We start from the raw sequence: 13,697 nt of genomic DNA, 5'->3' as shown, positions 1-13,697 counted from the left end.
CGTCAAATAGGAATTCCATTTCATGAAGCACCGGATCATTTCGGCATTTGTTTTTTCACTTTTCATCTCCCTGTCAGGAAAGTTTGTTACCCCGTCATTTGGGCAAGACTCCGAGGTCTCGTCCGTACTCTTGACCGTGGGGGGAAAACCTGTACAGCGGGATGAACTCATCTACCTCCTATCCAAATCGGGTCCGGTAAACTCGTCCCCGGGAATTAGTAGAGAGGAGTTTGAAGAAAACCTCGATCTCTTTATCAATTATCAGCTCAAAGTCCGGGAAGCCGAGGCCCAAGGCTTGGATCAGACAGAAGAGTTTAGGCGGGAATTGGAGTCATTCAAAGAAACTTTGATCGCCCCATTTCTCATCCGAAATTCTTTAGAGGAAGGGGAATTGAGAAAAGCATATTCCAGGATGCAGGAAATCATCCGGGCCAGCCATATTCTATTTCAATTTCCCACCAATGCCAGCACAGAGGATAGCCTTATAGTCCTGAAAATGGCACTTAAAGTCAAGGGAGATATAGAAAACGGAGCGAATATCAACGAATTGGCCGTCCAATATTCCGACGACCCTTCTGCCCAGTCCAACCGGGGAGATTTGGGATATTTTACCAGCCTACAGATGGTTCAGCCTTTTGAAGACGCGGCATTCAATCTGCAGACAGGCCAGGTTTCGGACCCTGTCCTGACCAATTTTGGCTATCATATCATTCAGGTGCAAGACCGCAAGCCTAACCCCGGTCAGGTTCAGGTTTCTCATATTCTGGTCAGGTTTGAGCCCAAAGACTCGCTTCAGGAAGCCAATGCGAGAAGGAAAATTGCGGATATCTACACCGAAATCCAGAAAGAATCCACCGTTTGGGAGGACATTGTACTAAATTATTCCGAGGATTTGGCCAGCAATCAAAGAGGGGGAATTCTTCCTTGGTTTGGCGTTGGGTCCATGATTCCTGATTTTGAGATGGCGGCATTTTCCCTCTCAGAAATCGGAGAAGTATCCCCTCCTATCCGCACCCAATATGGATACCACATACTCCGCCTGGAAGATAAAAAACCCCTTGCCCCATTTGAGGAATTGGAAGAAAGTATTCGGTCAAAAATCCTAAGGGACAGCCGCTCACGAATGATTCAATCCCAGGTAGTGGCAGTCCAGAAAGCACGCTATGGATTCAAAGAAGACGAAACCTCTGTCTCCAGATTGGGGCAAGAACTCAACGGGGTCGCTAAAGCAGACTTCAATACTCAACTCGAAAGCAGAAGTCTTTCCCAGTCCCCATTATTCACTCTGAAGAACAAAACTTACCTGGCTAAGGACCTGGCAGATTACATGAAGGACCTGGAGGTAAGAAATATTCCCAAAGAAGGAACGTTCGACTATTGGTATGACAGGTATGTGGCCCACATCCTATCCGAAACTGAGGTCAGGGATATCTCATCGGGAAATAAAGAGTATCAAATGCTCATCAAAGAATATAGGGATGGAATTTTGCTCTTTTCCCTGATGAACAAGGAGGTTTGGCAAAAAGGGCTAACCGATTCTTTGGGTCAGGTAGAGTTTTATCGCAAAAACATCACGAATTACCAATGGAAGGAAAGAGTGGAGGCTTACGTAGTCAAGGTGCTCGATCCGGGACAGCTCAATACTGCCAAGAACCAACTTAGTAATGGAGGATACAGTCCTTCAGTCATTGAGTCTTTTGAAGAAAACTTCCGAAGCAAAACTCCCCTTGCCTTTCAAACCCAGTCAGGAGTACTCGAAATCGAAGATCACCCTGTGCTATCCCAAGCGGATCTGAGCAAAAATTACCAGGAGCTTCAGCTGGATGGTCAGACTTATTTGATCCTGATTGGTCAAAAATTTACTCCTGGACCACGAAAATTTGAAGAATCCAGAGGCTTGGTAATCCGGGATTACCAGGATTATTTGGAAAATACACTCACCCAATCGCTAAAAACAAAGTATCCTGTCAGCGTAAACAATGCAGTGAAAGAAGAGGCTTATTTGGCCCTCAATCGATAACCGCTGATCTGAAAAGATTGACAGGAGGCACTATTCCTATGAAAAGTTTAAACCATCTATTTCTCATTCTGACCTTTGCAGTACTTTCAGGTGTGACCTTTGCCCAAGAGGCCGCCCAGACCGGGCAGGTTTTGGATAAGATTGTAGCCAAAGTGGACAACAATATCCTGTTGGAATCTGATGTACAGAGATCCTATCTCGAGGCTCTCGCTCAGGCTCAGCAGGGAATTGAAGCCCCTAGCCGATGTGATGTATTCGAATCCCTGCTGATTAACAAACTAATGATCGCCAAAGCGGAAATCGACTCCATTTTTGTGACCGATGCAGAAGTCCTGCTTCAGGTGGACAATCGATTCAGTGCCGTGATGCAGCAGTTTGGAGGAGATGAGGATGTATTGGTGCAGGTATACGGCAAAACAGCTGACCAACTCAAAGCAGAAATTGAAGATGTCATCCGCGAACAACTCATAGTGACCCGGATGAGATCCAAAATCACAGAAGGAGTCACGGTATCTCCGGCAGAAGTGAGGTCTTTTTTTAACAGCATCCCTCAGGATTCTCTCCCGCTGTTTACCTCGGAAGCAACGGTAGGACAAATTGTCAAAAAACCGACCATCAATCCCAACCTTAGAGATCAGATGGTCAACCAACTGCTCCAGTTCAAACAGGATATTTCGGATGGAAAGGCTGATTTCGCCGATTTGGCAAGAAAATACTCTCAAGACCCAGGTTCCGCTGCTCAGGGAGGAGACTTGGGATTCTTCCGAAGAGGAGAACTTGCCCCGCAGTACGAATCCACCGCCCTTGCCCTTCGTCCTGGAGAAATCAGCGATCCGGTGGAAACCCAATTTGGTTTTCACATGATCCAATTGCTTGAAAACCGAGGCACCTCCTACAACACCCGGCATATATTATTGATCCCGGAAGCTACAGAAGAGGATGTCCTGAAAGCTGAGCGCTATCTGGACAGTTTAAAAACAGTAATCGAAAGCGGGAAAATCGAATTTGCCAAGGCAGCAAAGGAATATTCGGATGACCGAAACACCTCTGACAACGGGGGCTTCTTTGTAGATCCTGCGACCAATTCCAACCGACTGTCTCTAAGAACCCTGGAAGATCCGGTACTCTATTTTACCATAGATACCATGCAGGTAGGTCAGATGACCAAGCCCATGAGATTTGAAGATCCGAGAGAAGGAGTAAAGGTTAGAATTCTATTCTACAAAGCCCGATACCCCGCTCATCGTGCAAATCTGGAAGATGACTACGAAAAGCTAAAAGCCGCCACCTTGAGAAGAAAAGAGGATGAACTTCTCGAAAAATGGTTTTTGACTGCCAAAGAGGACGTCTTTATAGATATTGACCCGAGCTATGACCGCTGCAATGCCCTGCAGGCTAAGTAAACACCCATACTAACTAAAAAAACTACCCTCCCGAAAACCGGATTTCAGGAGGGTAGTTTTTTTCAGTGAGCGGTACTGGTTTAGGATTTGCCTTTGCCAAAGAGCGACTTAAATGCCAGACCCAGTTGCTTGAATCCTTCTCTGAGAAAACCTTTGGATTCCTTCAGTCTAGGCTCAATTTCCTCTTTCTTTTCTTCGAATTCTTTTTTTAGCAGTTCCTTGGCTTTTTTAAGCTCGTCCTCAAGAGAAGTCTTGTTTTCCTTGAGATCCTTGATTTTTTTCTCGATCTCCTCCTTTACATCTGAACCGGCCTCTTTCCCCTTTTCTACCAACTCCTCTATCTTTTTACCGACTTCCTGAAGGACTTCTTCGATTTCGTCTACGGTCGTTTTCTTTTTTTTCATGGTTCAAAAATTTTAGTTCTGAGTCATGAAGTTACGGAAAAAGCTGAAATTCAACAGCTATTCCTAGGAATCCACTGGCTCTCCTGCCTGAGTCTGCTTTTCGTATAGCTCTGCATAGACCCCTTTTTGCTCCATCAGGAAGTCGTGATTTCCCCGCTCGATGATCTTTCCGTCATGGAGCACGATGATATGATCTGCCAGCTTAGCTGATGACACCCGATGGGAAATAATCACTGAAGTCCGGTCTTTCATGATGGATTTTAAAGCAGACAGAATCGCATTCTCCGTTTTGGTATCCACCGCAGATAGGCAGTCATCCAAAATGAGAATTTTTGGCTCTTTGGCAATGGCCCTTGCGATGGAAACCCGTTGCTTTTGCCCTCCGGAAAGGGTAATCCCTCTTTCTCCCAATAGGGTCTCAAATCCTTTGGGAAAATCAACGATGTTTTGATATACATCCGCATCCTTGGCCGCCTTTTCGATCAGTTCGGGATCGGCTTGGTCAAGACCGAAGGCAATGTTATTTGCAATGGTATCCGAAAACAAAAACACATCCTGAGGCACAAACCCGATTTGTCTCCTCAGTCCTGCCACTTCATATCTGGGAAGCTCTCTTCCGTCTATTTTGATCACTCCCGAGCTCGGGTCATACATGCGCATCAGGAGATTGGCGATGGTCGACTTACCCGATCCGGTAGTCCCGATGATTCCCAACGTCTGACCGGATTTGATCTGAAAGGAGATTGAGTCCAATGCCTTGATGCCTGAATCTGGATAGACAAAGGTCAGATCTTTGACCTCGATATTCCCTTCCAGTTCGGTCTTTATCTTTTCTGTGCTGATCATTTCGTTTTTGACATCCAAAAACTCATTGATTCGCGTTTGGGAGGCCGCAGCACGCTGAACAATACTCGTCACCCAGCCCAAGGAAGTCACCGGCCAGGTCAAAATATTGACATAAAGAATAAACTCCGCAATCACACCGTAGCCGATCTGTCCTTCTATTACCTGCAATCCTCCGATATAGACGGTAATGATGGTGGATATCCCCACCAAAGCCATAATCAAGGGAAAAAACAAGGCGTTCACCTTAGTCAGAGAAATAGATTTCTCTTTGTATTCCTCACTTGCCTCTGCAAATGCCCGGGAAGAATCTTCCTCACGGACAAAGGCCTTCAATACCCGAATACCGGAAAAAGCTTCTTGCACATAAGTGCTCAATCCGGAGAGACTCCGTTGAATTTTTTCCGATCGCTCATTGATTAGATTATTGACAAAATAAATGCTCAAGGAAAGCACGGGTAGAGGCAGTAGCGAGTACAAAGTCAATTCAGGATTGACAGATACCATGTAAAAGATCACCAGAGGAAAAAGAACCAAAAGATTGATCCCGTACATAATCGCCGGTCCCAGGTACATTCTCACCCTACTCACATCTTCAGATATTCGTGCCATCAGGTCACCGGTACTGTTTTTTCGATAAAAACTTAAAGGAAGGTTCTGATAATGGTCAAAAAGCTCATTTTTCATGTCGTACTCGATCCTGCGGGACATGATTATGATCGTCTGCCGGATCAAGAACAAGAAAAAACCTCTCAACAAAGCCATGGCCAAGATCAAGAGTCCAAAAACCAGAACGTATTGGAGAAAATTATCCCTGGCCGCTTCACCCAATCCTCCATTCATCAGCGGGCGATAAAGCGCAAAGCTCTCCACCACATAATCTATGGCAATTCTTACCAACTGTGCAGGGATTATAACAAAGACATTGGAAATGACAGTAAATCCTATTCCCAAAAGCAACAATCCCTTGTATTTATACAAATACTTATTTAATCTCCAAAGCGGCTTCACCAAATAAAAACTTTTAAAACGGAAATAAACTTAATTAAACTGCGGATGAGTTTGCTTTGAAGGCTGATAAAAGTATTTAATTTTGTATCGGCCTGATAGCAAAGGACACAACCCAAATATAACACATTCTAAAAAGCTAAGTTCGCATGTTAGAGATTAAAACGACCGAAACGGTGAAGGAAGGATCCATATTCGGACAGATCACCACGATGGACCACGAGCAGTTGGTAGTATGCCATGACCAGGCAACGGGACTGAAAGCACTCATCGGAATTCACAATACAATTTTGGGCCCGGCGCTTGGAGGGACGAGAATGTGGCCTTATGCTACCGAAGAAGAGGCTATCACGGATGTATTGCGACTCTCCAGAGGCATGACCTTCAAAAATTCCCTCGCAGGCCTGAATCTGGGCGGAGGAAAAGCCGTAATCATTGGTGACCCAAAATTAAAAAACGAGGCATTCCTGAGAAGATTCGGAAGATTTGTGGAAAGTTTGGGCGGAAGGTACGTGACTGCAGAAGATGTCAATATGAAAACTTCCGACATGGAGTACATTGCCATGGAGACCAATCATGTCACCGGACTTCCTCAGATCAAAGGAGGAGCTGGAGACCCTTCGCCGGTGACCGCTTACGGAGTCTATGTGGGGATGAAGGCGGCAGCAAAGAAGGCATTCGGGACGGATTCCCTCTCCGGCAAAAAAATCGCAGTACAAGGTGTGGGACAAGTAGGCAAATACCTCATCGAACACCTGGTGAAAGAAGGAGCCGAAATCTTCATTACCGATATTTTCGAAGACAAGCTACAGGAAGTAGCCAAAAACAGCGGGGCTACTGTAGTCGATCCGGGCGTGATCTACGATTTGGAAATGGACATCTATGCACCCTGTGCACTTGGTGCCACCATCAACGATCAAACGGTCGACAGACTGAAGTGCGCAGTCATAGCCGGCGGAGCCAACAATCAGCTGGCAGAGGAAGACAAACACGGCAAAATTCTCATGCAAAAAGGCATCATCTATGCCCCTGATTTCCTGATCAATGCCGGTGGAGTGATCAATGTAGGTGCAGAATACTATGGTGACTACCATGAAGAACTCGTCTTCAAGCAGACAGAAAAAATCTTCGATACCTGTCTTGCCATCTTGAATAAGTCCGAGAAGGAGAATATTCCAGCTCAGGAAGCTGCCATCAAAGCAGCCAAAGAAAGAATTGAAGCTATTGGAAAGGTAAAACTATCCTTCTGATTCTCGACCTACTCGCTAGAAAACCCACCGATTGGAAAGAATCGGTGGGTTTTTTGTCCCCAATACTATGGGTTTGGCACTGCCAAATTCCCTATATTTACAGCTCTTTAACACTACTATGCTCAACAGAAGAATCCTAAGGGTCAAGGCTTTTCAGAATCTCTACGCCTACGAACAATGCAAAGGATCCAACCTTAACCTAGCCAAGGATTTCATCAAAGAATCCTTCCTTCCTGATCTAAACAGCATGGAGGTACAGGATAAAGCTTTATTGAACAAAGAGGCTGAGCAAGCCCTCCGTCTCTTTGATCAAAATCTTGAAAACCCTCAACTTTTGGGTGCTTCAGATGCAAGCCCCAAAATCAAAAAAGTGGTTTTGGAAGCACTAAAACAATTCCATAAGGCCAATGAGAAAGATCAGCAGTTTCTGCTTAAAAATATGGTGGCTTCTGCTGAGCGAATTCCACAGCTTTATCTGCTCGCTATTGAACTCTTGCAGGCATTCGCCCTTCATGTAGAAAAAGACTTTGCCAAAAAGAAAAAGCTTTCAGGAGACAGTCCCATTGGTTTCGGAAATGACCTCAATCTGGCAAAAAACCAGGTTTTGGCCAAAATCCGGGAATCTCAGGACTACCAGAATGCACTCGTCCGAAATCAGGTCAATCTGGACGATATTGAACTAGAGATCAAAGAATGGTTTAGAGATTACATCAAGCCCTGCGAAATTTACCAAGCTTATTTGCAAATCGCCGAACCTACGGTAGAGCAAGATTATGAGCTCGCAGACGACCTACTCAAAAAAATCATCTTCAAAAATGAAGTGATGCTCAATTTCTTCTCGGAAAAAGATCTCAATTGGACCGAAAACAAGTCTGTGGTAAGAAGTCTCGCATCCAAAGTTTTGAAAAATGCATCCCATATCTATGATTCTGAGGATAACGGATTACCGGAAATTGCCATGAACTGGGACGAAGACAGGGAATTTTTTCAAAATATCTTTAACTTCACCATCGAAAACGATGCGAAAAGCAAGGCACTGATCTCACAAAAAACAAAAAACTGGGATATCGAACGGCTGGCATTCACTGACAAAGTGATCATCTCTATGGCACTTGCAGAGATGAAAAACTTCCCGAGTATTCCCATAAAGGTCAGTATCAACGAATACATTGACATTTCAAAAACGTACAGCACGCCAAAAAGCAAGCAGTTTGTCAACGGATTGCTGGATGTTTTATCCAAAGAGTTAACCGAAAGCGGCCAAATTCGTAAGAGTGGTCGGGGACTTTTAGACAATAAATAAGAAAACTATGAGCAAGAACAGCAATACTTTACTCGCCTTTCTAGTTGGTGCCGGCGTAGGCACTGCCTTGGGAATCCTATTTGCACCGGATACTGGTGCCAATACCAGAGATAAGCTTACCTTCAAACTCTCTAAATACCAAAAAGAGCTGGAAGAACTGATCAAAGAACTGGTTGAAGGCAAAGAGCTTCACTTGAATGAAGCAAAAACAGAAGGCAAAAGAGTCATCAATGAAGCCAAAAACAAAGCAGAGAATCTGCTCAGCGACGTGAATAAACTGATCGAACAAATCAACCAAGGTAAAAACTGATCGGCAGATCTTGTCCCGGAAACCAATAGCTAAAAGTTGGAGTTTCATGGACAGGTTCATTTGAAAATCAGATAAATAATCAAACAACAACAATCCTATGAAAATTAAATTTCTTAGCGCAATGGCTGTGGTAGTCTTGCTGGGTGCATGCAACCAAAAGGACGATCAAGGGGACAAAATCAAAGCTTTGGAAGAAAAAATCGCCCAACTAGAAAACTCCAACACTGCAGTAACTCCGGTAAACGTACAGACGGCAACCACTGCAGACCCAAGTTCATTGGGGGCATTCGAATTCAAAGAGATGGAATATGATTTTGGGACAATCAACGAAGGTCAGGTAGTGGAGCACGTCTTCAACTTTACCAACAACGGACAGGCTCCTTTGGTCATTTCCAACATCACCGCATCCTGTGGATGTACCAGCCCTGACTGGACCAAAAGCCCAGTCAATCCAGGAGAAACCGGTTTTGTGAAAGTGGTATTTAACTCTGCCGCAAAATCCGGATCTCAGGCGCCTACCGTGACTATCCAAGCCAATACCAACCCAACAGTGACCCGATTGAGAATGAAGGGCTCTGTTACTCCAAAATTGGCAGGAGCTGCTGCTCCGGCTGGTCCTCTGAAGAGATAATCACATGCTGAATTACATACTCGCTCAGGCTCCCGCAGGGGGAGCAGGCATTCTTGGTCAGGTTTTTCTCTTTGGTTCCATCATTTTGATCATGTATTTCTTCATGATCAGACCACAGCAGAAAAAACAAAAAGAAACCAAGAAGTTTATCGAAGAAATTAAAAAAGGGGATGAAGTCGTCACCATCGGCGGAATTCACGGGAAAGTAAGTAGTGTAGAAGGCGATGTGGTCTATATCGAACTGGACCGTGGACTCAAAGTAAAAGTGGAAAAATCCGCCATTTCTTTAGACTTCTCCAAAAAGACAGCTTCAACCAAATAATTGAGCTTTGCCGGATACCAAAAAATCCTCTCGCAGGATTTCTTCCCGAAAACTCTCCAATCTGAAAGTGGTAGTCCTCTGCATCCTTGCAGCTACCACTTTTTGGATTTTAAATGCCCTGAATAAGGACAATTATACCACTATTGTCGATTATCCCATCGCTTGGGAATACGACACAGAACGATTTTTCCCAGTAAAACCTCTTCCTAAGAGTATACAGATTCAGATCACCGGCAACGGTTGGGATTTGTTGAGAAAATACTTCAATCTGAATGAACCTCCCTATCCTATTCCCTTGGCCAATCCTGCTGAGAAAAACTTCCTACTGACCTCGGACCTCAAACGATCTTTGGGAGAGTTTCTTACTCCAACTCAGCTGATTGGGCTCCTGGAAGATTCAATTTCCTATCAGATTGATAGGATTGAGACGATTGCACTCATACCAAAGCTTGATTCTGCCTCTTACACGCTGGCGAAAAACGCAATCATTGAAGGGGATATATCCTTTGAGCCCCAATCCATCACCGTCAAAGGCCCTAGCTCGGTCCTTGCACTTTATGAAGGATTTTTCCCGGTTCAATTGGATCGGAGAAATCTGGATGAGAATTTCTCCCAAGTTGTGGAGCTCTCCTTGGAAAAGTCATTGGCAGAATTTGTAGAGCTAAAAATTCAGGAAATCCAAGTTTCCTTTGTAGTGGTCAATTTTCTGGAAGGCAATAAGCGACTGAAGATCAAAAAAATCAATTTCCCACGAACAGTTTCCCTTCAAGATGAGGAAATCACTCCTGTAATGACCTATTTGGTCGACGAGCGCTTTGTCGACGAACTCAAGGAACTGGAGTTTGAGGCCATTTTGGACTATTCCAAAAGAAACCGCTCCGACAGTACCCTGGATATTCAGGTATCCCCATCCCCCAAATTCATCAAAGAAATCAAAGTAAATCCGGAGCAAATCCGTCTGAAATATGGACAATAAGCGCTCATGGAAAGTAGGCGTAACGGGAGGGATTGGCTCGGGCAAATCCACCGTATGCAGGATTTTTGGCCTGTTGGGAATCCCAGTGTACTCTGCAGATGATCGGGCAAAATGGCTCATGGAGCATGATCCCAATCTCAAATCAAAAATTACCGAAGAATTCGGCATTAACTCCTATACCCAAGAAGGGGCGCTCAACCGAAAATATCTTGCAGAACAGGTCTTTTCGGATCCTGAAAAGGTTAAAAAAATCAATGCCCTGGTCCATCCGGCAGTGGGTTTGGATTTTGACAAATGGACCCTGGAGCAGAAAGTCCCTTACGTACTCAAAGAAGCAGCTCTTCTTTTCGAAACCGGTTCAGCCAAGCAGTTGGATAAAATCATCAATGTAAGCTCGCCCTTGAAGGTGAGGATAGCCAGAGTATTGATGAGAGATCCCCATCGCTCCGAATCCCAAGTCAACACCATTATCGATCAGCAGCTACCCGATGAAACGAAAAATGAACTGGCTGACTTTGTGATCAAAAATTCTGAAAACAAGCTGCTTATTCCTCAAGTCCTCGAGATTCATCAAAAACTACTCGAAGAGATCTGATTTACTTTTCCAAAGACCTTTCCCACCAGCTTTTGTGGACAATTTTCCACTTTCCTTCGATTTTCAAAAGCGTGAGGTAATCGTAATAATAAATCCCAGGCCAGAACAGCTCTGTTTCGGCTAAAGCCATTTCGCCGACTATTTTGATATTCTTCAGTTCATTTTTAAAGTCATTCGGGTTTCTGGGACTTCCCTTCGCCGTACCTGCTTTCCAATCTTCAAAAGGGGTGACAAAAAGTTGATCCCCCCGATACCCAATCAATCGCGCATCCGGGAGAAAGGCTTCCTCCAATTTACCTGCGTCCCGCTCGATCATCCCTTCAAAATAGAGCTGAACAGTTGCAGCTATTGCTTTTTTCTCTTCTTCCAATTGGGACTGAGCAAAAGAGAAAATCGGAAGAAGTGTGAGAATAAATAGAACTGATTTTTTCATGTTTATAGGAATGAAAAAAGAAAAACCGCCATTTCTGATGGTTTGGAGCAAATTAGATTTTATCAAATCCCAGGTAAGGAACAAGTACTTTTGGCATGAGAATACCATCCGGGGTTTGATTGTTTTCTAGAATAGAAGCCACAATCCTTGGCAAAGCAAGTGCAGAACCATTGAGAGAATGAGCCAATTGGGTCTTTTTGTCCTCCCCTTTGAATCGCAGCTTTAACCGGTTGGTCTGATACGTCTCAAAGTTGGAAACGGAACTTACTTCCAACCATCTTTCCTGTGCGGCTGAGAATACTTCCATATCGTAAGTCAAAGCTGAAGTAAAGCCCATATCCCCTCCACAGAGCCTAAGCACCCGGTATGGAAGCTCCAGTTTTTGCAAAAGTCCTTGCACATAGCGGCTCATTTCCTCCAAGGCTTGGTAGGATTTGTCAGGATGGGTGAGCTGTACAATCTCTACTTTGTCAAATTGATGAAGTCGGTTTAGTCCTCTCACATGAGCTCCCCAGCTCCCTGCTTCTCTTCGGAAACAGGGCGTGTAGCCTACGTTACGAATAGGTAAATCCTCCTCAGAAAGAATCACATCCCGGTACATATTGGTAATGGGGACTTCCGCCGTGGGAATCAGGTAAAGATTATCTGCTGTAGAATGATACATCTGCCCTTCCTTGTCGGGCAGCTGCCCAGTACCATATCCTGAATCTTCATTGACCAAGATGGGAGGCTGCACTTCCACAAAGCCTGCATTTAGGGCTTCATCCAAAAAGAAATTGATCAGAGCGCGCTGCAATCGGGCACCCTTTCCTTTGTAAACCGGAAAGCCCGCTCCCGTGATTTTCACACCCAGATCAAAATCTATGATGTCGTATTTTTTGATCAGTTCCCAATGAGGGAGCTTATCCTCGTGAAGGAATGGGATAGTACCCTGCTCCAATACGATTTCGTTGTCCTCAGCACTCTTTCCTGCAGGCACACTGAAGTGAGGCACATTGGGTATGGTATAAAGCAGGCTTTTGAGACTTTCTTCGGCTTTGGAATTCTCTTCTTCCAATTCTTTGATTTGAGATTTGATTTCCCCCGTTTTTGCTTTGGCTTTTTCAGCCTCTTCCTTTTTGCCTTCTTTCATCAGTTGCCCGATTGATTTGGAGAGAGCATTGGCCTCAGCCTGAAGCTGATCTCTTTCGGTTTGGCTGGACTTTCTCCGATCATCCAAAGCAATGGCCTGATCCAAAAGCTCTTGGGCATTGGGGATATTTCTTTTCTGCAATCCGGCCAGAACGGTAGCATAGTTCTCCCGGATTTGATTGACTAAAAGCATGAAAATGGAGGTTTAAATCTATCGGCAAAGATAAGGACTTATCGAACAAAGACCGACTTAGTGATAAAAGAGAAGGGGCCTTCGAGATCCTTTCCTTCTTTTCTGACCAGTTTGACCTTGACCTGGTAGTCCCCAACCGGAAGGTTTTCGACCAAAATCGGCGCCATATGATCTATTTCATAATGCAAGTCATTGATATCTACCCGGACAATCAATCCATCGAGCTTCATGTCTCCTCCCAGTACAAGGAAATCAATGATCAAGTCCTCTCCGGCAGGGATTATCTGTGCATTGCGAGGGAGATTCACTGCCAAATAAGGCTCAGCTGAATAAGGAAATGGCCTAGACTCACCGACCAAAAAATCTCTGTCTACATAGTTCCCAAAACTTTTCAGGGCTAGGCCTTGCTCATCCACCAAGTAGCCTACTATTCGGTAGGTTCCCTCTGCCAGTTCTTTTTGGAAAATCGGAGAAAGGTGCCCTACAGGATCTCCTCCATTGATGATATTGAAAAGTCGGGGTGATCGAATTTCCGCCTCGTAAATGGGGAAATTTTTGACGTTGAATTCAAAGGGGACCTTTCCGGGACGGAAGACCTGATTGCCAAGTGGCGTATAAAGCTCCAGTATTGCGTCCGGAAAAGCGGAGGAATCTTCCAGTTGAAAGAAAGTCACCGGTGAGGCTTGTTGCACTTGCTTCACCGAATCCTGCACTGCTACAATCACTTTTTCATTGATTCTTTTTTTATCCGGATTACAGGAAAACCAACCCAAAACCAAAAGCAGAAGGAATACGGGGAATTTGTTCATACAAAGAGTGAGTAATGAGTCTAAAGATATTTATTTTTGGACAATTCTAGTTGAACCCCAATTAAA

The 13,697-nt window shown here is 44.6% G+C and carries 14 protein-coding genes; 9 read left to right on the top strand and 5 right to left on the bottom strand.

Annotation, left to right across the window (positions count from 1 at the left end):
• Nucleotides 1-22 precede the first annotated feature (22 nt).
• Together AAA943_RS02730 and AAA943_RS02725 are read left to right on the top strand one after the other, a co-directional pair.
• The gene (locus tag AAA943_RS02730) at nucleotides 23-2,020 is read left to right on the top strand and encodes a peptidylprolyl isomerase (protein ID WP_338222719.1); all 1,998 of its coding nucleotides are present in this window, start codon (nucleotides 23-25) and stop codon (nucleotides 2,018-2,020) included.
• Between the two features lie 38 nt (nucleotides 2,021-2,058).
• The gene (locus tag AAA943_RS02725) at nucleotides 2,059-3,423 is read left to right on the top strand and encodes a peptidylprolyl isomerase (RefSeq protein ID WP_338222718.1); all 1,365 of its coding nucleotides are present in this window, start codon (nucleotides 2,059-2,061) and stop codon (nucleotides 3,421-3,423) included.
• An 80-nt stretch (nucleotides 3,424-3,503) separates the two neighbouring features.
• Here AAA943_RS02725 and AAA943_RS02720 read toward each other — a convergent pair whose 3' ends face one another.
• Nucleotides 3,504-3,827, bottom strand: coding sequence for a hypothetical protein (locus AAA943_RS02720; protein WP_338222717.1), 324 nt, complete (start codon nucleotides 3,825-3,827; stop codon nucleotides 3,504-3,506).
• Nucleotides 3,828-3,890: 63 nt separating this feature from the next.
• Nucleotides 3,891-5,681: an ABC transporter ATP-binding protein gene (locus AAA943_RS02715; RefSeq protein ID WP_338222716.1), complete on the bottom strand. Its 1,791-nt coding sequence runs from the start codon at nucleotides 5,679-5,681 to the stop codon at nucleotides 3,891-3,893.
• Nucleotides 5,682-5,827: 146 nt separating this feature from the next.
• Here AAA943_RS02715 and AAA943_RS02710 point away from each other — a divergent pair, with 146 nt between their 5' ends.
• The 7 genes from AAA943_RS02710 to coaE all read left to right on the top strand — a co-directional run bounded on the left by AAA943_RS02710 (nucleotide 5,828) and on the right by coaE (nucleotide 11,065).
• Nucleotides 5,828-6,928 (top strand): Glu/Leu/Phe/Val dehydrogenase dimerization domain-containing protein, encoded by a 1,101-nt coding sequence (locus AAA943_RS02710; RefSeq protein WP_338222715.1) that lies wholly within the window; start codon nucleotides 5,828-5,830, stop codon nucleotides 6,926-6,928.
• Nucleotides 6,929-7,046: 118 nt separating this feature from the next.
• Nucleotides 7,047-8,231, top strand: a complete 1,185-nt coding sequence (gene nusB, locus AAA943_RS02705; protein ID WP_338223089.1) for a transcription antitermination factor NusB — start codon at nucleotides 7,047-7,049, stop codon at nucleotides 8,229-8,231.
• Between the two features lie 7 nt (nucleotides 8,232-8,238).
• Nucleotides 8,239-8,541, top strand: a complete 303-nt coding sequence (locus AAA943_RS02700; protein ID WP_338222714.1) for a YtxH domain-containing protein — start codon at nucleotides 8,239-8,241, stop codon at nucleotides 8,539-8,541.
• A gap of 97 nt (nucleotides 8,542-8,638) precedes the next feature.
• On the top strand, nucleotides 8,639-9,172 hold the full coding sequence (locus AAA943_RS02695) for a DUF1573 domain-containing protein (protein ID WP_338222713.1): 534 nt from the start codon (nucleotides 8,639-8,641) through the stop codon (nucleotides 9,170-9,172).
• Between the two features lie 4 nt (nucleotides 9,173-9,176).
• On the top strand, nucleotides 9,177-9,494 hold the full coding sequence (yajC, locus tag AAA943_RS02690; protein ID WP_338221240.1) for a preprotein translocase subunit YajC: 318 nt from the start codon (nucleotides 9,177-9,179) through the stop codon (nucleotides 9,492-9,494).
• Between the two features lie 7 nt (nucleotides 9,495-9,501).
• Nucleotides 9,502-10,470 (top strand): YbbR-like domain-containing protein, encoded by a 969-nt coding sequence (locus AAA943_RS02685; protein WP_338222712.1) that lies wholly within the window; start codon nucleotides 9,502-9,504, stop codon nucleotides 10,468-10,470.
• Nucleotides 10,460-11,065 carry a dephospho-CoA kinase gene (gene coaE / locus AAA943_RS02680; protein WP_338222711.1) on the top strand — a complete coding sequence of 202 codons (606 nt, stop codon included), beginning with the start codon at nucleotides 10,460-10,462 and terminating at the stop codon, nucleotides 11,063-11,065. Before AAA943_RS02685 ends, coaE begins: the two co-directional genes overlap by 11 nt.
• 1 nt (nucleotide 11,066) lies before the next feature.
• Here coaE and AAA943_RS02675 read toward each other — a convergent pair whose 3' ends face one another.
• From AAA943_RS02675 to AAA943_RS02665, 3 genes are read right to left on the bottom strand one after another with little or no spacing between them, the layout of a single operon-like run.
• Nucleotides 11,067-11,498, bottom strand: a complete 432-nt coding sequence (locus AAA943_RS02675) for a nuclear transport factor 2 family protein (RefSeq protein WP_338222710.1) — start codon at nucleotides 11,496-11,498, stop codon at nucleotides 11,067-11,069.
• A 52-nt stretch (nucleotides 11,499-11,550) separates the two neighbouring features.
• Nucleotides 11,551-12,822, bottom strand: a complete 1,272-nt coding sequence (serS, locus tag AAA943_RS02670; RefSeq protein WP_338222709.1) for a serine--tRNA ligase — start codon at nucleotides 12,820-12,822, stop codon at nucleotides 11,551-11,553.
• A 38-nt stretch (nucleotides 12,823-12,860) separates the two neighbouring features.
• Nucleotides 12,861-13,631, bottom strand: a complete 771-nt coding sequence (locus AAA943_RS02665; RefSeq protein ID WP_338222708.1) for a hypothetical protein — start codon at nucleotides 13,629-13,631, stop codon at nucleotides 12,861-12,863.
• Nucleotides 13,632-13,697: the final 66 nt, after the last annotated feature.

Origin of the sequence: Algoriphagus confluentis (genome assembly GCF_036245625.1) — a bacterium.
GTDB lineage: Bacteria > Bacteroidota > Bacteroidia > Cytophagales > Cyclobacteriaceae > Algoriphagus > Algoriphagus confluentis.
The sequence above is the reverse complement of the archived record's forward strand: the minus strand, read 5'-3'. Positions and strand labels throughout refer to the sequence as shown.